The organism is Mycobacterium sp. 1081908.1, from assembly GCF_001673535.1.
Classification (GTDB): Bacteria; Actinomycetota; Actinomycetes; order Mycobacteriales; family Mycobacteriaceae; genus Mycobacterium.
The window spans coordinates 1-21966 of record NZ_LZLY01000017.1; the positions used below are offsets into that span (position 1 = coordinate 1).

Below are 21966 nucleotides of genomic sequence, written 5' to 3' on the forward strand. Positions count from 1 at the left end.
TCGCCGGGCATCACGAATCCGAGGCGCTCGCGGGCCTGCGCCGCAATGTATGCCGGGTCGCCGAGCTTGACCTTCTTCTGCTCCAGGTCGGCGATCTGGCGGCGCAGCGCGGCCTGGCTGGCGGCCAGCTGGTTCATCTCGGTGCGCTGCGCGAAGTAGGTGCGCACCGGGCCGGCGATGGTAAGGGTGAGCACGCAGATCACCGCGGCCAGCACCGCCGCCCGCCGCGCGGTGAACCCGAGCCGCTGATCGGAGCGCTGCTCGACGGACTCGGCGACCTGCCGCTTGAGGGGCTCGACGACACGCTCCTGCAGCGACCGGTTCGCATGGTTTGCGGTTGGTGAGGGCTTGGCCGACCTACGGCGCCGAACCGAATCACCGGCCTTCCCCGGGCGCGATGCCGGGGAGCGGCGTTTCGGATCGGGCTTGGGCGTCAACCTATTTCAACCTACTTCTGCTCCAGCGCGAACCGCGGGAAGGCCAGATCGCCGGCGTAGCGTGCCGCGTCGCCGAGAGCTTCCTCGATCCGCAGCAGTTGATTGTATTTGGCCACGCGCTCGCTGCGGGCGGGCGCGCCGGTCTTGATCTGGCCGCTTCCGACGGCCACCGCCAGGTCGGCGATGGTGGTGTCCTCCGTCTCGCCGCTACGGTGGCTCATCATCGTGCGATACCCGCTGTGATGGGCCAGCGCCACGGCGTCGAGCGTCTCGGTCAGCGTGCCGATCTGATTCACCTTGACCAGCAACGCGTTTGCCACGCCCTTGTCGATACCCTCTTCCAGGCGTTCGGGGTTGGTGACGAAGATGTCGTCGCCGACGATTTGCACCCGGTCCCCGATCGACGCGGTCAGGGCCGCCCATCCTTCCCAATCGTCTTCGGACAGTGGGTCTTCGATGGACACCAGCGGATACGAGCCGAGCAGGCCGGCGTAGAACTCGGCCATCTGCTCGGCGGTGCGGGCGCTGCCCTCGAAGGTGTAGCCGGTGCCGTCGGCGTAGAACTCGGTGGCCGCGGCGTCGAGGGCCAGCGCCACATCGCTGCCCAGTTTGAAACCCGCCGATTCGACGGCGCGTCCGATCAGGTCCAGCGCCGCGGTGGTGCCGGCCACGTCGGGGGCGAATCCGCCCTCGTCGCCCAGTCCGGTGGACAGGCCCTCCTTCTTCAGGACCGACTTGAGCGAGTGGTAGACCTCGGCGCCCCACCGCAACGCCTCGGCGAAGCTGGGCGCGCCGATCGGCGCGACCATGAACTCCTGAATGTCGACGCCGGTGTCGGCGTGGGCGCCACCGTTGAGGATGTTCATCATCGGCACGGGCAGAATGTGCGCGTTCGGCCCGCCGATGTAGCGGAACAGCGGCAAGTCGGCGGAATCGGCGGCCGCCTTGGCGACCGCCAGCGAGACACCCAGGATCGCGTTGCCGCCCAGCCGCGACTTGTCGGGGGTGCCGTCGAGGTCCACCAGCGCCTGGTCCACCAGCCGCTGGTCGTCGGCGGCCAGGCCGATCACGGCCGGACCGATCTCGTCGAGGACGGCCTGCACCGCTTTCTGCACGCCTTTGCCGCCGTAACGCTCACCGCCGTCACGCAACTCGACGGCCTCGTGCTCGCCGGTCGACGCGCCGGACGGCACCGCCGCGCGGGCAAACGTCCCGTCCATCAGAGCTATCTCGACCTCGACGGTCGGGTTGCCGCGGGAGTCGAGGATCTCGCGGGCCCCGACCTGCTCGATAATCGGCACTGGGTTTCTCCTTGTCGTAGCTGGCGCCGTCAGCGATACATCCTGCTACAGCGGGTGATGCGCCGCATAGGCGGTCGCCCAGTCCCGCACCGCCCGCGCGTAGACCCCGGAGTTGTTGTAGGCCCGCAGCGCGGTGATCCACCCCCGCGGTGTGGCGAGATCTTTGCCACGCCAACACAGATAACCCGCCGCCGCGAGCGCCGCGTCGTCGATGTTGTCGGGGCTGACGACGCCGTCGTTGTGGGCGTCCACCCCGTACAGCCGCCACGTCTCCGGGATGAACTGCATCGGCCCCATCGCGCGGACCACCCCGGCGTCACCCCCCGCGCCGTCCTCGGTGTCGACGATGCGCAGCGTGCCCCCGCTGCCGTCCAGGCGGACCCCCCGAATGGGCGGACTGACGTCACCGTTCGGCGACAGCGTCGCGCCCCGGTAGGTGCCGTGGTGGCTCTCGACCTGCCCGATGCCCGCCAGCGTGGTCCACGCGATGTGGCACTTGGGGTTCTCGACCTCGGCGACACGCGCGGCGTAGGCGTAGGCCTCCAAAGCGACGACGGGAATCTCCAGCGCCGCCGAGCGTTGCTCGGCCCATTGGCGCAACTGGTCCGCGGGCCGGCCACTGAGGTGAGTGTCCACCGGCGGCACCGGATCCCCCGCCGGGGGCGGCACCCCTTCCGGGATGAACAGGCTCAACTGCCAGGTGCAGCTGGAGGCGAGAATCATGGCCGTCGCGCCGATCACGGCGACCGCACGCAACCAACGCCTCGGCGACACCATGCCCCTCTAAAGCTCCCCTGGACTTTCCTTACCCGAAACTTCGACCACGACCATCGTCCCACGGGTTTCGGCCCGACCCCGTCGATTCCCGCCCCGTACCGACCGGTGCGGCACGCGTTTCGCCTGATCGAATGGCTTTACTTCCGCCCTTTACGCCGCTTGGAGCCCCCGCCGGAGGCCTTGGACGCGACCTCGGGGGCCACGTCGGCCTCGGGTTCACCGGCCGGCCAGTGCGCGCGCCACTCCTCCTCGGTGACCTCGCCCAGCGGTGCCACGTCCAGCTCGACCGGGACGGTATCGCCGCGGCGGCTGGCCGCGATCGAGCGCTCCACACCGCGGACGGTGTCCACGAACTCCAAAACGGCCGCGCGCAGGGCGCCTTCCGCGTCGACGTCGGCCGACACGGCGACCGACGTGATCTCGGCGGGGATCAGTTCGGCCGGCAGCCCCGCCTTCTCGACGCGCTGAATCACCTTCTGCGCCAACGCCAATGCCGGCTGACCGGTGTGAACGTCGTCCATCACCGAGTTCCGCGACTTCTCCGCGGCCTTGCGCTCCTCCCACTGCGCTAACTGCTCTTCGAGCGAAATCGATTGTCCGGCAAGGACTCCGGGGACCCGATTGCCCAGCTTGCGCATCAGCGTGGTGGCGACATCGTCGATGGTGAAGGGCAGCTGCGGCGCGTCCTCGGCGATGCGGGCGTGGAAGAGGACCTGCAGCAACACGTCACCGAGTTCCTCGCGCAGCAGGTCGGCGTTGCCGCTGCGCACCGCGTCGAGCAGCTCGTAGGTCTCCTCCAGCAGGAAGCGGCGCAGCGAGTCGTGGGTTTGCTCGCTTTCCCACGGTCCCGCGGTGCGCAGCTTGTCCATCATCGCGACGGCGTCGACGAGTCGCTCGCCGCGGGGGGTGTCCGGCGCCGAGATCAGCCGGGCCCCGGCGGCCAACCGGGCGGTGACTGCGGGGTGGTCCGGATCGGACGACAGCAGCACCGGCGCGTCGTCCCCGGAGTGCACGGGCCGCGCCGCGGCCAGCGACCAGGGCACCGCGACCGGCATCTCCTCGGTGTACTGCACCTCCCCGGCGAGGTGCTCGATGGCCTCGACCGGCACCAGCGACGGGCGGCGGGGGTCGAACAAGACGACGATGGAAGTCATCGCGCTCGCCGCTCCTCACTTCTCGCTGGCCCTGAGCTCGTTATACCAATCTCTATCTGTGGTTTCCCCTCGAGTGCGGTCACCAGGTTGGCCACCATCTGGAGCAACTCGACGTCGCGCAGCCGCGGCGCGCCGACCCCACCCGCCCGCGGAATGGGCACCTGGACCGTGGACGTGGTGGCGCGGTAGTGCGCCGCCGGATACATCCGCTTGAGCCGCACCTGGGCCGAGTCCAGCAGCGTCACCGGCGACAGCCGGATGGTCGCCGCCGACGGGGCCGACACCTCGGTGATGCCGGCGGCGCGGCACAGCAGCCGCAACCGCGCCACGGCCACCAGCCGCTCGGCGGGCTCGGGCAGCGCCCCGTAGCGGTCCATGAGCTCCTCGACGACGGCGCCGACGGCGGCGTCGTCCGAGGCCGCCGCGAGCCGCCGGTAGCCCTCGAGCCGCAGCCGGTCGCTGGCGATGTAGTCCGGCGGCAGGTGCGCGTCCACCGGCAGGTCGATCCGGACGTCCTTGGGCTCCTCGGGCGCGGTGACCGTTTCACCGTCGGCGGCGGCCCGATAGGCCTCCACGGCCTCGCCCACCAACCGCACGTACAGGTCGAACCCGACCCCGGCGACGTGCCCGGACTGTTCGACCCCCAGCACGTTGCCCGCGCCGCGGATCTCGAGGTCCTTCAGCGCGACCGCCATGCCCGCGCCCAGCTCGTTGTTCTGCGCGATGGTCGCCAACCGGTCGTAGGCCGTCTCGGTCAGCGGCGCGTGCGGCGGATACAGGAAGTAGGCGTAACCGCGCTCGCGGCTCCGCCCGACCCGCCCGCGCAGCTGGTGCAGCTGCGACAGCCCGAAGGTGTCGGCGCGCTCGACGATCAGCGTGTTGGCGTTGGAGATGTCCAGCCCGGTCTCCACGATCGTGGTGCACACCAGGATGTCGTATTCGCGGTTCCAGAACCCCTGCACGGTGCGTTCCAGCCGCTCCTCGGGCATCTGCCCGTGCGCGACGACGACGCGCGCCTCGGGCACCAGCTCACGCACCCGCGCCGCGGCCCGGTCGATGGAGCTGACCCGGTTGTGCACGTAGAACGCCTGGCCGTCGCGCAGCAGCTCGCGCCGCAGCGCGGCGGCGACCTGTTTGTCGTCCTGCGGGCCGACGTAGGTCAGCACCGGGTAGCGCTCCTCGGGCGGGGTCAGGATCGTCGACATCTCGCGGATCCCGGCCAGGCTCATCTCCAGCGTGCGCGGGATCGGGGTGGCGCTCATGGTCAGCACGTCGACGTGGGTGCGCAGCGACTTGATGTGCTCCTTGTGCTCGACGCCGAACCGCTGCTCCTCGTCGACGACGACCAGGCCCAGGTCCTTCCAGCGCACCCCGGTCTGCAGCAGCCGGTGGGTGCCGATCACGATGTCGACCGTCCCTGCGGCGAGGCCCTCGATCACGGCGCGGGACTCGGCGGCGTCGGTGAACCGGGACAGCCCCTTGACGGTCACCGGGAAGTCGGCCATCCGGTCGGTGAACGTCTGCAGGTGCTGGTCGGCGAGCAGCGTGGTGGGGACCAGCACGGCGACCTGCTTGCCGTCCTGGACCGCCTTGAACGCCGCCCGCACCGCGATCTCGGTCTTGCCGTAGCCGACGTCCCCGCAGATCACCCGGTCCATCGGCACCGGCTTTTCCATGTCGGACTTGACCTCGGTGATCGCGGTGAGCTGGTCAACCGTCTCGGTGAAACCGAACGCGTCCTCCATCTCGGCCTGCCAGGGAGTGTCCGGCCCGAACGCGTGTCCGGCGCTGGCCTGCCGCTTGGCGTAGAGCGCCACCAGCTCGCCGGCGATCTCGCGCACCGCCCGGCGCGCCTTGGTCTTGGTGTTGGCCCAGTCGCTGCCGCCGAGGCGGCTCAGCGCGGGCGCCTGCCCGCCGACGTACCGCGACAGCTGGTCCAGCGAGTCCATCGGGACGTACAGCTTGTCCGACCCGCCGCCGCGCTTGCTGGACGCGTATTCGAGAACCAGGTATTCGCGCCGCGCCCCGCCGACGGTCCGCTCGACCATCTCCACGAACCGCCCGATGCCGTGCTGGTCGTGCACCACCAGGTCGCCGGCGGTGAGCGCCAGCGGGTCGACGGTGTTGCGCCGCTTGGCCGCCAGCCGCTTGCCCTCGACGGCGGTGGCCCGGTTACCGGTCAGGTCGGTCTCGGTGATGACGACGAGGTTGGCGCCCGGGATCACGACACCGTCGTGCAGCGGGCCCTTGAGCACGCCCACCACCCCCTGTTTGGGGGCGGCGCCCGGTTCCAGCATGGCCGCCGGGGTGTCGGACTCGGCAAGCCGCTCGACCACCCGGTGGGCGGTCCCGGTGCCGGGCGCGACGACCGCGGCGTGCCCGCCGGTGCTGACGTGGGCGCGCAGCATCGCGAAGATGCCGTCGATGTCGTGTTGGTGCCCGCGGGCCGACGGCGCCGTCCGGACGTCCAGTTCGACGGCGGACTCGTCGGAGAGCTGGCTCAGCGTCCACCAGGGATGCCCCGACCGCGCCGCCGCGGCGCGCACGTCGTCCAGTTCGGCGAACCCCGACCCACCGAACTGCGCCAGGTCGACGGGCGCGTCGGTGCCCAGCGCCGCGACCGACCACGACGCCTCGAGGAATTCGCTGCCCGTCTTGATCAGGTCGGCGGCCCGGGTGCGCACCTTCTCCGGGTCGCACACGAGCACCGGCGTGCCCCCGGCCAGCTGGTCGGCCAGCAGCACGTGTTCGCCGGGACGCAGCACCGGCAGCAGCGCCTCCATGCCGTCGACCGCGATGCCCTCGCCCAGCTTGGCCAGCATGTCGGTGACGCTGCCGGTGATGGCGGGCTCGGCCCCGGAGTGCCGCGCGGCGAGGGCGGCCGCCCGCTCCCGCACGCCGTCGGTCAGCAGCAGCTCGCGGCACGCCACCGCGATGACCGTGTCGACCTCGATCTCGGGTATGGACCGCTGGTCGGCGACGGCGAACATGCGCATCTCGCTGACCTCGTCGCCCCAGAACTCGACGCGCACCGGGTGCTCGGCGGTCGGCGGGAAGACGTCGAGGATGCCCCCGCGCACGGCAAACTCGCCGCGCCGGCCGACCATGTCCACCCGGGTGTAGGCCAGCTCGACCAGCCGGGCAATGACGTCCTCGAATTCGACCTCCCGGCCGACGCTCAGCGTGACCGGCTCCACGTCGCCCAGCCGCGGCGTCATCGGCTGCAACAGCGAGCGCACGGCGGTCACCACCACCTGCAAAGGCGGCCCCAGCCGCGCGTCGTCGGGGTGGGACAGCCGGCGCAGCACCGTCATCCGGGCGCCGACGGTGTCGACGCCGGGAGAGAGCCGTTCGTGCGGCAGGGTCTCCCACGACGGGAAGACGGCCACTGCGTCGCCGAGCACGCCGCGCAGTTCGGCGGTCAGGTCGTCGGCCTCGCGCCCGGTCGCGGTGACCACGAGCAGGGGCCCCAGCCGCGCCAGCGCGGTGGCGACGAACAACCTCGCGCTGGCCGGCCCGACCAGCCTCAACTCGGCGGGCCGGGCGGCCGCGCTGTCGATCAACTGCTGGAACGTCGGCGCGCTCAGCGCCAGATCCACGAGCCCCGCGATCGGGGTTTCTGGGCGAGCAGGCCCCGGTCCGGTCATGATGAATCCATTCTAGGGGCGCCAAACTCCGTCAATATCGAGCCCGGCGCCGTCAAGGGATCGTAAGAAAAGCGGCACCCGGACCATTGCGGGCGCACGTTTGACTCATGACATTGCTGGACATCTTGCCGTCGATCGGTCATGCGGCCCCCCGACGGTTCGATTCTGCGATCTGGCCCGCCACCACGCATTCCGACGAGCGGGGACGGCTCTGCGTCGGCGACGTCCCACTGGTCGACATCGCCGACGAGTTCCACACCCCGACCTACGTCATCGACGAAACCGACTTCCGCGGCCGCGCCCGCCGCTACCGCCGGGCGCTGCGCGGCGTGACGGTCGTCTACGCCGGAAAGTCGCTGCTGACGACCGCGGTGGCGCGGTGGGCGCGCGAGGAGGGCCTCGGCGTCGACGTCTGCTCGCGCGGTGAACTGGCCGTCGCCCTGGCCGGCGGGGTCGACCCGGCGCGCATCGTCATGCACGGCAACGCGAAATCGCCCGACGAGCTGCGCGACGCGACGGGCGCCGGCGTCGGGCGCATCGTGCTCGATTCGACGATGGAGATCGCCTACCTCGCCGGCCTGGCGCGGCGCCGGCAGGCGGTGCTGGTCCGGGTGACCCCGGACATCGACATCCACGGCCACCGCGCCGTCGCCACCGGCATCAGCGACCAGAAGTTCGGCTTCACCCTCGCCGGCGACCACGCCTCCGACGCGGTCGGGCGCGTGCTGGCGCATCCGATCCTGGACCTGGTCGGGCTGCACTGCCACATCGGGTCGCAGGTCGCCGACCCCGCCCTCTACGGCGAGGCGATTCGCCGGATGATCGCCGCCATGGCCGACGTGCGCTCGCGCCACGGCGTCATCCTCACCGAGCTGAACATCGGCGGCGGCCACGCCATCCCCTACCTCCCGGGCGATCGCGAGCTCGACCTCGACGAGCTTTCCCGCGTCGTCGAGGACGCGCTGGACGAGGCTTGCGCCGCCGAGCATTTCCCGCGGCCGGCCATCGTGGTGGAGCCGGGCCGCGCCATCAGCGGGCGCGCCGGTGTGACGCTGTACCGGGTCTGCTCGGTGAAGACGCAGCCGGGCGGGCGCACCTTCGCGGCGGTGGACGGCGGGATGAGCGACAACCCGCGGGTGTCGCTGTACGGCTCGCAGTACACCGTCACGCTGGCCAACCGGCACTCGCTGGGCGCCAGGCAGCGCGTCACGGTGGCGGGCCGGCACTGCGAGGCGGGCGACGAGATCGCCCGGGACATCGAGCTGCCGGCCGACCTGCACCCCGGCGACCTGTTGGCCGTCGCCTGCACCGGCGCCTATCACCACAGCATGGCGTCGAACTACAACATGGTCGGCCGCCCGCCGCTGGTGGCGGTCCGGGACGGCCGGGCCCGCGCCCTGGTGCGCCGCGAGACGGTCGCGGACCTGCTGGTCCGCGACTGCGGTTAAGCCGTTACGGCGTGTCCCGCTCGGCGAAGTGGCGTTGCCGCGCCAGCAGCGCCGCCGCCCGCTGCTCGGCGGTGACTCGCAGCGACGGGTCGAAGTAGTCGTCGACGCGGTCGATGTCGATCACCGTGGCCGTCGGCGCGGCGGGCTGCTCGGCCGCGGTGGCGCGCCAGGTGACGACCCCGCTTCGATACTCGCGCGCGTCGAGCCAGTTGTGCACGCCGAGGTCCTCGGTGGACAGCAGCACCCGCACCCGGTCGCCGTCGGCGAGCGACTGGCCGAGGTTGAGGCTCGTCTGACGGGTCGCGATGTCGATCATCTCGCTCCACCGATTGGTCAGGCAGATTCCGACATATGGGCTGCCGCTGGGGATTTGGTAGTCGATCACCAGGGCCTGGCCGTCGTCCAGTTCCCACGAGATGGGGACGAACCAGGCGCCGGCCATGGCCGACGGCGGCTGCATCGGCGGGATGACGAAGTTCTTCGGCAGGGCCCCGAAGACCCGCGCGGGAATGTCCTTGACCCACATGGTGAACAGGTCGCGCGACGCGGCGAGGTGCTCGTCGAACGCGGCGACGGTCTGCGCCGGCGACGGCGGGCTCGCCGGCGTTTGGGGATTGAGGCATTCGATGCGGACGGTGCCCTTGGATTGGCGTTGCCAATCGCCGTAGGTTTGGTAGCAACAGAACGACTCGGCTCCCGGCGGGAGCTCAAACCAGTTGGCGCCCCCGGTTTTCTGACGGCTGAAGTAGATCTCGAAGGATCCGTCCGCCGCGATGTCCAGGTCCTCGGACTGCGTCTTGACCGCGTGGGCCTGGTCGTCCTTGCCGGCGTAGACGCCGAAGGTGGTCTGCGCGACGGAGCCCAGCGTGCCGTAGACCCGGTAGTCGTGGGCGTCGTCGATGCGCGCCGACAGGTACAGGGTGTCGGGGTTGGAGTGGCCCCAATTCCACGGCGCGTACTGGGCGTTGATCAGCGTGGGGCGCGCCGGGTCGCTGCGCAGCTGCAGCCCCATGTACTGGATGTGGCCGATCATGTGCCCGAGCAGCGCACTGGCGGAGCCTTCGTCGAGGTCGCCCTGCGCCAGCGCGATCCCGAGCAGCTCGTCGTGCAGGTCACCGAATCGTCGCCACGCCGAGCGCAGTGCGTCACTTGAGGTTTCGGTCACGGCTGTCCCTCGATTCCGTAGAAGTCGCGGTAGTACTGCAGTTCCGGCCAAAGCGCCGCGATGTCGAGCCCGTAATCCTCGGCACGGTAGATGTTGGGTTTGCGGGTCGCCACGCCGCGCTGGTCCATGAACCTGCTCATCTTGCGATGCACCTCGGCGGTGAGTTCGATGCCGAAGTGGTCGTAGATCTCCGTGACGCACGCCAGCGGCTCGCGGACCATGCGATCCATCGGGAAGTCGATGAATTGCGCTGAACGCTTGGCGAATTGGCGCCTCAACTCGACGTTGCGGGCGAGCATGCCCCCGGTGCGCCAGCGCATGTAGCGGCCGTGATCGTGCCAGTCGACGCCGTCGGTCACCATCGCGAAGACGGTGCCGGACAACTTGCAGCTCGAGGCGATGACCTCGGTGGGCTCGCGGTAGGTGGTGACGAAGCGCGCATCGGGGAAGACGTCGAGGATCTTGTCGATGTTGGCCATGTGCGGTGGGGTCTTGAGCAGCCAGCTCTCCTCGGGACGCAGTCCCCCGCTCTGCATGTACTGCAGGAGCAGCTTCTCCTCCTGGTAGACCCAGGTGCGGTCCTGATCGGCCAGCCACTGGTCGTAGCCCTGACAGTTGAACATGACCAGGAACGTCTCGCTGTGGAAGGCGTAGGCGTGCAGCAGCGCGCATTCCTGGGCCTCCCACGCGCCGAGCGGGTGCGCGGCGTCCAGGTCGGGAGCCAGCGACAGGGTTCGGCGGATCTGCTTCTCGCTGCGCGCGATTCGCGGGTCGGTGCGCATCGTGGCGGGGTCCAGCGGCGGGTGCAGCTCGTCGCACTCCCAGGTGAGGGGGAAGCGAAACCGGTCATCCTGGCTGAGCAGGTGATGGGTGATTGTGGTGCCGGTGCGGGGCGCGCCGACGAGGAAGACGGGCTTGGCGATGACCTCCTCGCGGATCGACGGATTGCGGCGGATGTGGTCCATGACCAGCAACCGCTGGCGCAACAGGTTGGTGATGTGCGTCGCGGCCAGTATCCGGCCGAAACCGTTGAGCTTGTCCTCGGAGTTGATCGACTCGATGAGCCGGTCCAGGCCTTCTTCGAAGCGGGGATCGCCGAAGTCGGTCAGGCCGCCCGCGCGCCGGCTGGCCCGGTCCATGAGCGCGTACTTGCGCAGCGGCACGGGATGGGCGCCGAGGCGGCGGGCGGCGCTGTAGGCGCCGTTGAGGATGCGAAACGGCAGCGGTCTGGGTGGTGCGTCGATGGCCATGACGGGCGTTCCTCACCGTTGAGTGGTCGCGTCAATCCGATTGGCGCGCAGTAATACTCGCCGCCCCGGCCAGAGTTCCATGGGCGCCTCCCGGCGTTCGGGTGACCGTTGTGCTCGGTCTCACAAAACATTACGATCTGAACGTAATGAAATCAACACCTTTCGAGCGCAACAGTCGCGAGGCCAAGTCGCAGGGGCGGCCCCGCGATGCGCGCATCGACGACGCGGTGCTGCAGGCCACCAACGAGCTGCTCGAGGAGATCGGCTATGCCCGGCTGAGCATTCCGTTGGTGGCGGCGCGGGCCGGCGCGACGCCGCCCGCGGTGTATCGGCGTTTCCCCACCAAGATCGAGCTCGTCTTCGCCGCGGTGTTTCCCCCGACGCCGCGCGCGGAGTTGCCGTTGACCGGTGATCTGCGGACGGTCGTGCGCAGCCTGCTCGAAGGATCGATCCACCTGTTCAGCCGGCCCGCGGTGCACAGCGCGGTGTCGGGCCTGACGGCCGAACTGCCCTCGGAGCCGGGATTGTCGGCGCGGCTGCTGGACCGGCTGCAGGGCGGCACCTACGAACGCCTGCAGGGCTACCTCGATCACGCCGCCGGCAAGGGGTTGGCGGTCGACGGCATCGACGCGCGCCTGCTGATGGACATGATCGGCGGCACGGTGATGATGTCGATGGCCACCGAACGCACGCTCGACGATGCCTGGCTCGAGCACAACACCGCCCTGATCGTGCGGGGGCTGACCCGATGACCGCCGGCAGCAACGGCGCGCCGCCGATGGAGGTCGTCGCCTCCGCGCCGGCCCAGCTGGGCCTGGGCGAAATCGGCCCGTGGGCCGCGCGCATGGAGCGCATCGGCTTCGAGGTCGTTCACGTGTCCGAGACCATCCACGACGTATTCACAATCGCGGCAATGGCTTTGGCCCATACGACGCGGCTGACCGTGCGGACCAGCATGGCCCTAGCGTTTCCGCGGAGCCCCATGATCACCGCCTACGCGGCCTGGGACCTCGCCAGGTACTCCGACGGGCGCTTCCAGCTCGGCCTGGCCTCCCAGGTGCGCGGGAACATCGTCGGCCGCTTCTCGGTCCCGTGGTCGCAGCCGGCGCTGCGCATGCGGGAGTACATCGAATCGGTGCTGGCGATATTCCACTCCTTCCAGACCGGGGAGCCCCTCGACTACACCGGGCGGTTCTACCGATTCGACCGCCTCCAGCCGTATTTCAACCCCGGCCCGCTTGAGTGCCCGCCCCCGCAGATCTGGACCGGTGGGGTCAACAAGAAGATGTGCCTGCTGGCCGGTGAGCTCTCCGACGGCTTCGTCTGCCATCCGACCAACTCGCATCCGTCGGTCCTCGCGACGCAGACGCTGCCGGCCCTCGCCGAGGGCGCCGGGAAGGGGCGCGGCAACCGAGGCGCGCTCGCGGTGGTGGCGAACCCGCAACCGCTGATGGCCGCCACCGGCGACGAGCTGGCGCGGCTGCGGGAACACCGGCGGTCGGAACTGGCCTTCCTCTACAGCACCCCCGCCTACCGCCGGCAGCTCGAACTCTTCGGCTTCGAGGACATCGGCGAAGCGCTCAGCGGCATGGCGCGCCGCAACGAATGGACCGACCTGCCCGCGCACCTGACCGACGAGGTGATGGATCGGGTTGTGCCGCAAGGCACCTACGACGAAATCCCCGCGGTGCTGGCGCGCTGGTACTCCGGCGTGTGCACCGGCCTGAGCCTGCCGGTGACCGGCGTGCCGGACGACGTGCTGGCCATGCTCATCGACCGCCTCAAGGCCATTCCCACCCTCGGGGAACAAACACCAGGAAGGTAGCAATGAACGCAGCACAATCGGCTCTGGCGCTGAAATCCGTGGTGGCCCGGCAATGGCGCTCGCACAGCCCGCTGGCCCGGCGCCCGCCGAAGAACTTCGCCGGGCAGTACGGACCGTGGGCACTCGTGTCCGGCGCCAGCGAGGGCATCGGCGGCGCATGGGCGGATTATGCTGCGTCCCAAGGCTTGTCGGTCGCGATCGTCGCGCGCGACCCCGACAAGCTCGAGAAGAAGCGCCAGGAATTGGTGACACGGTTCGGCGTGGAGGTGCTGGCCATCTCCCAGGAACTCGGGGCGACGGATGCCGTGGAAAACATCGTCGCGGCCGTCGGCGATCGCGAAATCGGGCTGCTGGTTTCCAACGCCGCGCTGGCCACGGTCGGGGGATTCTGGGCCGACAACCTCGAATTCGAGCGGAAGCGGATAAACATCAACTGCGGCAGTCCGTTTGGGCTGACCTACCACTACGGGGCGCTCATGAAGGCGCGCCGGCGCGGCGGCATCGTGCTGATGAGTAGCGGCACGGGGCTGATCGGCAGCCCGTACTACACGCACTACGGCGCGACGAGGGCGTACAACATCATTCTCGCCGAAGGGCTCTGGTACGAACTGAAACCCGACAACGTGCACGTGCTGGCGTGCATGGCCGGCCTGACGAGTTCACCGGGGGCCGCCGACGCGCTCGAGGTCGCGCGGGCCAGGGGCAGCCTGATCAACACGCCCGAAGAAAACGTCGAAGAGGCGGTCCTCTATCTCGGCAAACGGCCCAGCATGCAGGTGGGGGCGCCGAACCGGCGGATGATGTTCGTGGTCACCCGCCTGCTTCCGCGATCGCTGGGCATTCGGGAAATCGGCAAGCACGCCCTGAACAACTTCCTCGACGGGGTGCGGCCGTAAGCCCTACTCGTCCTGCAGCCGCGGATCGGCCTCCAGGTGGGTGAGGCCGTTCCACATCAGGTTGACCAGGTGCGCGGCCACCACTTCCTTCTTGGGCTCGCGGGTGTCCAGCCACCATTGCGCCGTCATCGACACCGAACCCACCAGCGCCTGGGCATACAGCGGCGCCAGGTCGGGATCCAGGCCCCGGCGGGCGAAGTCGCCGGCCAGGATCGAGCTGACCTGGCTGACCGCGTCGTTGAGCAGGCTGGAGTAGGTGCCCGAGCTGATCGCGGCCGGCGAGTCGCGGATCATGATCCGGAAGCCGTCGGTGCGCTCCTCGACGTAGGTGAGCAGCGCCAGCGCCACCCGCTCCACCCGCACCCGGGACCGGTTGTTGGTCAGCGACGAGGTGATCATGTCCAGCAGCGCCGACATCTCCCGGTCGACGACGACGGCGTACAGCCCCTCCTTGCCGCCGAAGTGTTCGTAGACGACGGGCTTGGACACGTTGGCGCGCAGGGCGATCTCCTCGATCGAGGTGCCCTCGTAACCGCGCTCGGCGAACAGCGAGCGGGCGATGCCGATGAGCTGTTGGCGGCGATCGCTACCGGTCATGCGGGCGCGCGGGGCCCGCGCCTCTTTGTCCGGTTCCTTGTCGAGAACGGCCACGTCAATCAGCCTATCGGTTACGCCGGCCGCGACCCGGCCGCTTACCGTCTAGAGTCACCGTGGGTATCCCATCCGTCGTGGTGTAATCGGCAGCACATCAGATTTTGGTTCTGAGAGTTCAGGTTCGAGTCCTGGCGACGGAGCAGCGTGGCCCTTTGCGGCGAGCGTGCATGAAATGCCACGCTTGAGGGCGTGTCGGCGTGCAAACACGCACGCTCGCGCAGAAGGGCAATAGGAGAGTTGATGTCGTTTCGTGGTGACACCGCCGTCCTGGTCCTCGCGGCCGGACCGGGCACCCGGATGCGGTCCGACACCCCGAAGGTGCTGCACACGATCGCCGGCCGCAGCATGTTGTCGCATTCCCTGCACGCGATCGCCAAGGTCGCGCCCCAGCACCTGGTCGTGGTCCTCGGCCACGACCACCAGCGCGTCGCGCCGCTGGTCGGCGAGCTCGCCGAGACGCTGGGACGCTCGATCGACGTGGCGCTGCAGGAACGGCCGCTGGGCACCGGCCACGCCGTCCTGTGCGGCCTGTCGGCCCTGCCCGACGACTACGCCGGCGTCGTCGTCGTCACCTCCGGCGACACCCCGCTGCTGGACTCCGACACCCTGGCCGGCCTGATCGCCACCCACACCGCGGAGTCGGCCGCGGTCACCGTGCTCACCACCACGCTGAGCGATCCGGTCGGTTACGGCCGCATCCTGCGCACCCAGGACAACGAGGTCATGGCGATCGTCGAGCACACCGACGCGACGCCCTCGCAACGCGAGATCCGCGAGGTCAACGCCGGTGTCTACGCCTTCGACGTGGCGGCGCTGCGCTCGGCGCTGACCCGGCTGAGCTCGAACAACGCCCAGCAGGAGCTCTACCTGACCGACGTCGTCGCCATCCTTCGCGGCGACGGGCGGGCCGTGCGCGCCCAGCACGTCGCCGACAGCGCGCTGGTGGCCGGCGTCAACAACCGCGTCCAGCTGGCCGAGCTGGGCGCCGAGCTGAACCGCCGGATCGTCGCCGCCCACCAGCTGGCCGGCGTGACCGTCATCGATCCGGCCACCACCTGGATCGACGTCGACGTGACGATCGGCCGCGACACCGTCGTTCATCCCGGCACCCAGCTGCTGGGCCGCACCCGGGTGGGCGGTCACTGCGTCGTCGGCCCCGACACCACCCTGACCGACGTCACCGTCGGCGACGGCGCGTCGGTGGTGCGCACCCACGGCACGTCCTCGGCGATCGGCGACGGCGCCACGGTCGGGCCCTTCACCTTCCTGCGGCCCGGGACCGTGCTCGGGGGCGACGCCAAGCTGGGCGCGTTCGTCGAGGCCAAGAACTCGGTCATCGGGACGGGCACCAAGGTTCCGCACCTGACCTACGTCGGCGACGCCGACATCGGCGAGCACAGCAACATCGGCGCGTCCAGCGTGTTCGTCAACTACGACGGCGAAACCAAGCGGCGGACCACCGTGGGCTCGCACGTGCGGACGGGGTCGGACACCATGTTCGTCGCCCCCGTGACCGTCGGCGACGGGGCCTACACCGGCGCCGGCACGGTGGTGCGCGACGACGTGCCGCCGGGGGCGCTGGCGGTGTCGGCGGGACCCCAACGCAACATCGAGGGCTGGGTGCAACGCAAGCGGCCGGGCAGCGCGGCGGCCGAGGCCGCGGAAAAGGCGGCCGCGAAGTTGGCCGAAGAAAATCCCGAGAATTCAGGGCCCGAATAGACACCGTGAGTTTGGTCCCTGGCAACCCGGCCACATTTCCGTACGATTCGCTACGTACGATGGGGCTTCCATTTCGATCCCGAGGCAGGGCAGTGCGTTGAGCCACGACTGGACCGATAATCGAAAAAACCTGATGCTTTTCTCGGGCCGCGCGCATCCCGAGCTGGCCGAACAGGTGGCCAAGGAGCTCGACGTCCACGTCACGGCCCAGACGGCCCGGGAATTCGCCAACGGCGAGATCTTCGTTCGGTTCCACGAGTCGGTGCGCGGCTGCGACGCGTTCGTCCTGCAGTCCAACCCGGCGCCGGTCAATAACTGGCTGATGGAACAGCTGATCATGATCGACGCGCTCAAGCGGGGCAGCGCGAAGAGGATCACCGCGGTCATGCCGTTCTATCCCTACGCGCGGCAGGACAAGAAGCACCGCGGCCGCGAGCCGATCTCGGCGCGGCTGGTCGCCGACCTGCTCAAGACCGCCGGCGCCGACCGGATCGTGACCGTCGACCTGCACACCGACCAGATCCAGGGGTTCTTTGACGGGCCCGTCGACCACATGCGCGCCCAGAACCTGTTGACCGGCTACATCAAGGACAACTACCCGGACGGCAACATGGTGGTCGTCTCCCCCGACTCCGGCCGGGTGCGCATCGCCGAGAAATGGGCCGACGCGCTGGGCGGGGTTCCGCTGGCCTTCATCCACAAGACCCGCGACCCGCGGGTGCCCAACCAGGTGGTCTCCAACCGCGTCGTCGGCGAGGTCGAGGGCCGCACCTGCGTGCTGATCGACGACATGATCGACACCGGTGGCACCATCGCCGGCGCGGTGAACCTGCTGCGCGAAGACGGCGCCAGTGACGTGGTGATCGCGGCCACCCACGGCGTGCTCTCCGACCCGGCCGCTGAGCGCCTGGCGGCGTGCGGCGCGCGGGAGGTCATCGTCACCAACACGCTCCCGATCGGCGAGGAGAAGCGTTTCCCTCAGCTCACCGTCCTGTCCATTGCGCCGCTGCTGGCCAGCACCATCCGCGCCGTCTTCGAAAACGGCTCCGTCACGGGACTTTTCGACGGGGACGCCTAGATGGCCGACACCGTCATCTACCACAACCCGAAGTGCAGCACCTCCCGCAAGACGCTAGACCTTTTGCGCGACAATGGGATTGACCCCACCGTCGTCCAGTACCTGAAGACGCCGCCGTCTCGCGCGGAGCTGGTGCGGATGATCCGCGACGCCGGTATCGACGTGCGCACCGCGGTGCGCAAGCGCGAACCGCTGTATGCCGAACTCGGCCTGGCCGACGCGACCGACGACGAGTTGCTCGACGCCATGGCCGAACACCCGATCCTGATCGAACGGCCTTTTGTCGTCACGCCGAAGGGCACCCGGCTGGCGCGGCCGATCGACGCGGTGCACGAGATTCTGTGAGGTTACGCAGGGCCGCTGTCGTGCTGGTCGCGCTGAGCGTGCCGGTGGCGGCGTGCTCGCCGCCGAAAGCCCCTGACTACCAGTCGATCCTGACCAGGAGTTCGACAACTAGTGCCGCGCCCACGCCGACGGAAAAGCCCGTTCCGTTGTCGGAGTATCTGCAGAACATCGGCGTCACCGGCCAACAGGTGGCGCCGGGATCGCTGCCCGACCTGAACGTGTCGATACCGACGCCGCCGGACTGGTCGCCGTTTTCCAGCCCCAAAATCGCCAAGGAGACCGTGATGATCTCGCACGGCGGCAAGTACCCGACCGCGCGGCTGGTGGTCTTCAAATTGCACGGCGACTTCGACCCGGCGCAAGTCGTCAAGCACGGCAACGACGACGCCCAGCTGTTCGAGAATTTCAAGCAACTCGACGCGTCCGCGGATAACTACAACGGCTTTCCGTCGTCGATGATCCAGGGCAGCTACGACCTCGACGGCCAGCGGCTGCACAGTTGGAACCGGATCGTCATCGCCACCGGGTCGCCGCCCGCGAACCAGCGGTACCTGGTCCAGCTGACCATCACCAGCCTGGCCAACCAGGCGGCCGCCGAGGCAACCGGCATCGAGGCGATCATCCACGGCTTCGTCGTCGCCGCCAAGTAATCGCGGCGCCCCGTCACTAAGCTCATCACCCATGACGAACTGGACCGCCGCAGATCTGCCGTCGTTTGCCGGGCGCACCGTGCTCATCACCGGCGCCAATAGCGGGCTGGGCGCGGTGACGGCCCGCGAGCTGGCCGGCAAGGGCGCGAGGATCGTCATGGCCGTCCGCAACACGGGCAAGGGCGACGAGGCCGCCAAGCAGATGACCGGCGACGTGGAGGTGCGCCGGCTCGACCTGCAGGACCTGTCGTCGGTGCGCGAATTCGCCGATGGCCTGGACAGGGCCGACGTGCTGATCAACAACGCCGGCATCATGGCCGCCCCCTATGCGCTGACCGCCGACGGGTTCGAGAGCCAGATCGGCACCAACCACCTGGGTCACTTCGCGCTGACCAATCTGTTGCTGCCCAAGCTCACCGACCGCGTCGTCACGGTGTCGTCGATGGCGCACTGGCCGGGCCGCATCGACTTCGAGGACCTGAACTGGAAGAACCGCCGCTATTCCCCTTGGCTGGCCTACAGCCAGTCGAAGCTGGCCAACCTGCTGTTCACCAGCGAGCTGCAGCGACGCCTCGACTCGGCCGGTTCGCCGCTGCGGGCGTTGGCGGTCCATCCCGGCTACTCGCACACCAACCTGCAGGGCGCGTCCGGCCGCCGGCTGGGCGACGCGCTGATGTCGGCCGCCACCCGGGTGGTGGCCACCGACGCCGATTTCGGCGCCCGGCAAACCCTGTACGCGGCGTCGCAGGACGTTCCGGGCGACACGTTCGTCGGCCCGCGATTCGGCTGGGTCGGCCGAACACAGCCGGTCGGCCGCAGCCGCATTGCGCAGGACGCGGCCGCCGCCACCAAGCTGTGGGAGCTGTCCGAGCAGCTCACCGGCACCAAATTTCCGCTCTAGCCGAGTGTGCGCTGAGGGCTTTCACCGCGCGTTGAGGGCGAGAATTTGGTCAAATCTGCGCCCTGGATTCACGCGCGAAGCCCTGAGCGCACACTCACCGAATTTCCGCTCCGAGCCGCACATGCGCTAACCTGACCGGGCGTCACGGCGAGGGTGGCTGGCACGCCAGCACCGTTATCGACGGAGACCGACTTCATTGTCGCGACCTTTGCCGTGCTCCCGATCCAGGTATTGAGCACATAGGAGCGACACGATGGCCAAATCCGCAGTCAACCAACTCAAGGCCGAGGTGCGAGCCCAGACCGGCAAGGGCGCGTCCCGCCGGGCCCGCCGCGATGGCAAGATTCCCGCCGTCCTCTACGGTCACGGCGCCGCCCCCCAGCACCTGGAGCTGCCGGGCCACGACTACGCGGCGGTGCTGCGGCACTCGGGCACCAACGCGGTGCTGACCCTCGACATCGCGGGCAAGGAACAGCTGGCCCTGACCAAGGCCCTCGACATCCACCCGATCCGCCGCACCATTCAGCACGCCGACCTGGTGATCGTGCGCCGCGGCGAGAAGGTCCACGTCGAGGTCAACGTCGTCGTCGAGGGCGAGGCCGGACCCGACACCCTGGTCACCCAGGAGACCAACACGATCGAGATCGAGGCCGAGGCCATGTCGATTCCCGAGCAGCTGACCGTGTCGGTCGAGGACGCCCCGCCCGGCACCCAGTTCACCGCGGGCCAGATCGCGCTGCCCAGCGGCGTCACCCTGGTGTCGGACCCCGACATGCTGGTGGTCAACGTGGTGAACGCACCGACCGCCGCCGACCTCGAGGAAGAGGGCGCCGGCGAAGCGGCCGAAGGCGAGGCTGCGGCTCCCGCGGCCGAAGAGGCCGGCGAAGCCGAGGCCTCCGCCGAAGAGTCCGAGTAGGCGGCCCCGACGTGGCCGAACCGCAATTGGTGGTCGGCCTGGGCAACCCCGGAGACAACTACGCGCGCACCCGGCACAACCTCGGGTTCATGGTCGCCGACCTGCTCGCCGCGCGGCTGGGTTCGAAGTTCAAGGCGCACAAGCGTTCCGGCGCCGAAGTTGTCAGCGGCCGGTTGGCCGGGCACTCGGTGCTGGTGGCCAAGCCGCGCCGCTTCATGAACGAATCGGGCCGGCAGGTGGGTCCGCTGGCGAAGTTCTACTCGGTCGCCCCGGCCGACATGATCGTCATCCACGACGATCTCGACCTGGAGTTCGGCCGCATCCGGCTCAAGATCGGCGGCGGCGAGGGGGGACACAACGGGCTGCGCTCGGTGGTTGCGGCCTTGGGCACCAAGGAGTTTCAGCGGGTGCGCATCGGGATCGGGCGTCCGCCCGGGCGCAAGGACCCGGCGGCGTTCGTGCTGGAGAACTTCACCGCGGCCGAGCGCGCCGAACTGCCCACCATTTGCGAGCAGGCCGCGGACGCCACCGAGGCGCTCATCGAACTCGGGCTCGAGCCCGCGCAGAATCGCGTCCACGCCTGGTGATCGCTTGGCGGCCTACCTGGTCAGCATGTCCTTCCACGACTTCGGCGCCGCGGTGACAACGAGATCGGATTGTTGGAACAGTTGGCCGTCCGGCGCCAGGTACTTGCCGGTGCGCGGGTCGTATCGCGCGACGGCCACCGGCGAGGTGGCCTCGGGCCCGGTGGTCGTCATCGAGCTCGGCGCGGCTCCCGGAGGCGTTCCGGATGGCGAGGCACCCGGCGGCAGCGGCGTCCCCTCCACCGGACCGAAGGTGTGGTCGCCGGACGTGGCCCGATCGTCGGGCGGAATGCCCTGCGACACCAGGTTCGGATCCAGCGGGTAGGCGCCGAGCACGTGTTGGCGCATGGCCAGCGGTTCGTACGGCTTGTCGCTGTCACAGATCTGCACGGTCGGCGCGCGTTTCCCGGGCTTGCCCATGCACGGGTAGTTGCGGGCGCCGCGGACCGAAATCGGGGAATCCTGAGGGAGTTTGCAGTACAGCCCGTCCGGCGTGTCGATCGTCGTGGTGTCGGCGGGGGAACGCCACGACGAGGGCGGCAGGAACCCCACGGTGCACGGCGGCGGGTCACCGACGCTGATCGCGAACTCGCCCAGCGCCATCCCGGTCGGGTTGTTCTTCGACAACCCGGAGGCCTGCAACGACGCGATCACCGGCGGCAACAAGACCAGCAGCTGCTCGAGCGACGGGTTGTACGTCACCAGAATCTGACCCACGGTGGTCAGGTTGGCCAGCAGGACCGGCAACGTCGGCTTGACCTGGTCGAGCAGGCGAGAGACCTCGTTGACGGCGCCCGGGCCGGTTTTCAGCAGCGCGCGCAGCTGTCCATCGTCGGCCGCCAGCGTGTGCGTCACACCGGCCAGGCTGTGCGCCCAGGTGCGGATGGAGTCCGTGGTTTCGGCTTGTGAATCCAGCAGCGGCACAGCGTCATCCACCAGCGTGCGGGTCCGATCGGCGACGGCGCTGGCGTCCCGGCTTACCCGGGCCCCCGAGTCGAGCAGGGATCCGAGATCGAAGCCGGCCCCGTTGAGCCCCCGGAACGATTCGTCGAGCAGCGCGCTCATCTTGCCTTTGGGGATGCTGTCGATCAGCGCGCTGACCCGGTCCAGCATCGGCCCGACCGCCTGCGGAATCGTGGTGCGCTCGACGGGAATTACCGAGCCGTCTTCGAGGTAGGGTCCGGCGTTGTGCCGCGGGCGCAGGTCCACATACTGCTCC

General features: G+C 69.4%; 20 protein-coding genes and 1 tRNA gene. 12 read left to right on the forward strand and 9 right to left on the reverse strand.

Annotated features, from left to right (window positions below; all coding sequences use genetic code 11):
- The 5 genes from A5655_RS02840 to mfd all read right to left on the reverse strand — a co-directional run.
- Positions 1-437: septum formation initiator family protein (locus A5655_RS02840; protein WP_197508574.1), on the reverse strand; the 437-nt coding region annotated here is incomplete at its 3' end.
- 11 nt (positions 438-448) lie between these two features.
- Positions 449-1738: a phosphopyruvate hydratase gene (eno, locus tag A5655_RS02845; RefSeq protein ID WP_067005375.1), complete on the reverse strand. Its 1290-nt coding sequence runs from the start codon at positions 1736-1738 to the stop codon at positions 449-451.
- Between the two features lie 45 nt (positions 1739-1783).
- The gene (locus A5655_RS02850; RefSeq protein WP_156764663.1) at positions 1784-2512 is read right to left on the reverse strand and encodes a lytic transglycosylase domain-containing protein; all 729 of its coding nucleotides are present in this window, start codon (positions 2510-2512) and stop codon (positions 1784-1786) included.
- Positions 2513-2652: 140 nt separating this feature from the next.
- The gene (locus A5655_RS02855) at positions 2653-3669 is read right to left on the reverse strand and encodes a nucleoside triphosphate pyrophosphohydrolase (protein WP_067005379.1); all 1017 of its coding nucleotides are present in this window, start codon (positions 3667-3669) and stop codon (positions 2653-2655) included.
- Positions 3666-7316, reverse strand: coding sequence for a transcription-repair coupling factor (mfd, locus tag A5655_RS02860; protein WP_067005380.1), 3651 nt, complete (start codon positions 7314-7316; stop codon positions 3666-3668). The genes A5655_RS02855 and mfd overlap by 4 nt, the downstream gene beginning before the upstream one ends.
- Positions 7317-7423: 107 nt before the next feature.
- Between mfd and lysA the strand changes: the two genes are divergently transcribed.
- Complete coding sequence (lysA, locus tag A5655_RS02865) at positions 7424-8764, forward strand: diaminopimelate decarboxylase (protein WP_067005382.1); 1341 nt, start codon at positions 7424-7426, stop codon at positions 8762-8764.
- Between the two features lie 4 nt (positions 8765-8768).
- On the opposite strand, the gene A5655_RS02870 is transcribed toward lysA, so the two are convergent.
- On the reverse strand, positions 8769-9929 hold the full coding sequence (locus A5655_RS02870; protein ID WP_067005384.1) for a DUF1214 domain-containing protein: 1161 nt from the start codon (positions 9927-9929) through the stop codon (positions 8769-8771).
- The gene (locus A5655_RS02875) at positions 9926-11179 is read right to left on the reverse strand and encodes a sulfotransferase (protein WP_067005386.1); all 1254 of its coding nucleotides are present in this window, start codon (positions 11177-11179) and stop codon (positions 9926-9928) included. Before A5655_RS02875 ends, A5655_RS02870 begins: the two co-directional genes overlap by 4 nt.
- A gap of 146 nt (positions 11180-11325) precedes the next feature.
- On the opposite strand from A5655_RS02875, the gene A5655_RS02880 reads away from it, so the two are divergent.
- From A5655_RS02880 to A5655_RS02890, 3 genes are read left to right on the forward strand one after another with little or no spacing between them, the layout of a single operon-like run.
- Positions 11326-11931 (forward strand): TetR/AcrR family transcriptional regulator, encoded by a 606-nt coding sequence (locus A5655_RS02880; RefSeq protein ID WP_197508575.1) that lies wholly within the window; start codon positions 11326-11328, stop codon positions 11929-11931.
- A gap of 26 nt (positions 11932-11957) precedes the next feature.
- Positions 11958-13004, forward strand: a complete 1047-nt coding sequence (locus A5655_RS02885) for a TIGR03617 family F420-dependent LLM class oxidoreductase (RefSeq protein ID WP_067005410.1) — start codon at positions 11958-11960, stop codon at positions 13002-13004.
- Positions 13005-13006: 2 nt separating this feature from the next.
- Positions 13007-13900, forward strand: coding sequence for an SDR family oxidoreductase (locus tag A5655_RS02890; protein WP_067005387.1), 894 nt, complete (start codon positions 13007-13009; stop codon positions 13898-13900).
- A 3-nt stretch (positions 13901-13903) separates the two neighbouring features.
- On the opposite strand, the gene A5655_RS02895 is transcribed toward A5655_RS02890, so the two are convergent.
- Entirely contained in the window at positions 13904-14497 is a 594-nt protein-coding gene (locus A5655_RS02895) for a TetR/AcrR family transcriptional regulator (RefSeq protein ID WP_156639324.1), read from the reverse strand.
- 125 nt (positions 14498-14622) lie between these two features.
- Between A5655_RS02895 and A5655_RS02900 the strand changes: the two genes are divergently transcribed.
- The 8 genes from A5655_RS02900 to pth all read left to right on the forward strand — a co-directional run bounded on the left by A5655_RS02900 (position 14623) and on the right by pth (position 20750).
- A tRNA-Gln gene (locus A5655_RS02900) sits at positions 14623-14694 on the forward strand.
- Positions 14695-14794: 100 nt separating this feature from the next.
- Entirely contained in the window at positions 14795-16273 is a 1479-nt protein-coding gene (gene glmU, locus A5655_RS02905) for a bifunctional UDP-N-acetylglucosamine diphosphorylase/glucosamine-1-phosphate N-acetyltransferase GlmU (protein ID WP_067005392.1), read from the forward strand.
- A gap of 97 nt (positions 16274-16370) precedes the next feature.
- The gene (locus A5655_RS02910; RefSeq protein ID WP_067005394.1) at positions 16371-17351 is read left to right on the forward strand and encodes a ribose-phosphate diphosphokinase; all 981 of its coding nucleotides are present in this window, start codon (positions 16371-16373) and stop codon (positions 17349-17351) included.
- Positions 17352-17696, forward strand: coding sequence for an arsenate reductase (glutaredoxin) (gene arsC, locus A5655_RS02915; protein ID WP_067005396.1), 345 nt, complete (start codon positions 17352-17354; stop codon positions 17694-17696).
- Complete coding sequence (locus A5655_RS02920; protein ID WP_067005398.1) at positions 17693-18346, forward strand: LpqN/LpqT family lipoprotein; 654 nt, start codon at positions 17693-17695, stop codon at positions 18344-18346. The genes arsC and A5655_RS02920 overlap by 4 nt, the downstream gene beginning before the upstream one ends.
- Before the next feature lie 31 nt (positions 18347-18377).
- Positions 18378-19247: an oxidoreductase gene (locus A5655_RS02925; RefSeq protein WP_067005400.1), complete on the forward strand. Its 870-nt coding sequence runs from the start codon at positions 18378-18380 to the stop codon at positions 19245-19247.
- A gap of 253 nt (positions 19248-19500) precedes the next feature.
- On the forward strand, positions 19501-20163 hold the full coding sequence (locus A5655_RS02930; RefSeq protein ID WP_067005402.1) for a 50S ribosomal protein L25/general stress protein Ctc: 663 nt from the start codon (positions 19501-19503) through the stop codon (positions 20161-20163).
- 11 nt (positions 20164-20174) lie between these two features.
- Entirely contained in the window at positions 20175-20750 is a 576-nt protein-coding gene (gene pth, locus A5655_RS02935; RefSeq protein ID WP_067005404.1) for an aminoacyl-tRNA hydrolase, read from the forward strand.
- A 12-nt stretch (positions 20751-20762) separates the two neighbouring features.
- Here pth and A5655_RS02940 read toward each other — a convergent pair.
- Positions 20763-21966: MCE family protein (locus A5655_RS02940; protein WP_082978443.1), on the reverse strand; the 1204-nt coding region annotated here is incomplete at its 5' end.

Bases quoted from the DNA above. Each gene is read 5' to 3' on its own strand.
- A5655_RS02855 (WP_067005379.1), bottom strand. From the start codon at position 3,669: ATGACTTCCATCGTCGTCTTGTTCGACCCCCGCCGCCCGTCGCTGGTG.
- mfd (WP_067005380.1), bottom strand. From the start codon at position 7,316: ATGACCGGACCGGGGCCTGCTCGCCCAGAAACCCCGATCGCGGGGCTC.
- lysA (WP_067005382.1), top strand. From the start codon at position 7,424: ATGACATTGCTGGACATCTTGCCGTCGATCGGTCATGCGGCCCCCCGA.
- A5655_RS02875 (WP_067005386.1), bottom strand. From the start codon at position 11,179: ATGGCCATCGACGCACCACCCAGACCGCTGCCGTTTCGCATCCTCAAC.
- A5655_RS02880 (WP_197508575.1), top strand. From the start codon at position 11,326: ATGAAATCAACACCTTTCGAGCGCAACAGTCGCGAGGCCAAGTCGCAG.
- A5655_RS02885 (WP_067005410.1), top strand. From the start codon at position 11,958: ATGGAGGTCGTCGCCTCCGCGCCGGCCCAGCTGGGCCTGGGCGAAATC.
- A5655_RS02890 (WP_067005387.1), top strand. From the start codon at position 13,007: ATGAACGCAGCACAATCGGCTCTGGCGCTGAAATCCGTGGTGGCCCGG.
- A5655_RS02895 (WP_156639324.1), bottom strand. From the start codon at position 14,497: ATGACCGGTAGCGATCGCCGCCAACAGCTCATCGGCATCGCCCGCTCG.
- glmU (WP_067005392.1), top strand. From the start codon at position 14,795: ATGTCGTTTCGTGGTGACACCGCCGTCCTGGTCCTCGCGGCCGGACCG.
- arsC (WP_067005396.1), top strand. From the start codon at position 17,352: ATGGCCGACACCGTCATCTACCACAACCCGAAGTGCAGCACCTCCCGC.
- A5655_RS02925 (WP_067005400.1), top strand. From the start codon at position 18,378: ATGACGAACTGGACCGCCGCAGATCTGCCGTCGTTTGCCGGGCGCACC.
- A5655_RS02930 (WP_067005402.1), top strand. From the start codon at position 19,501: ATGGCCAAATCCGCAGTCAACCAACTCAAGGCCGAGGTGCGAGCCCAG.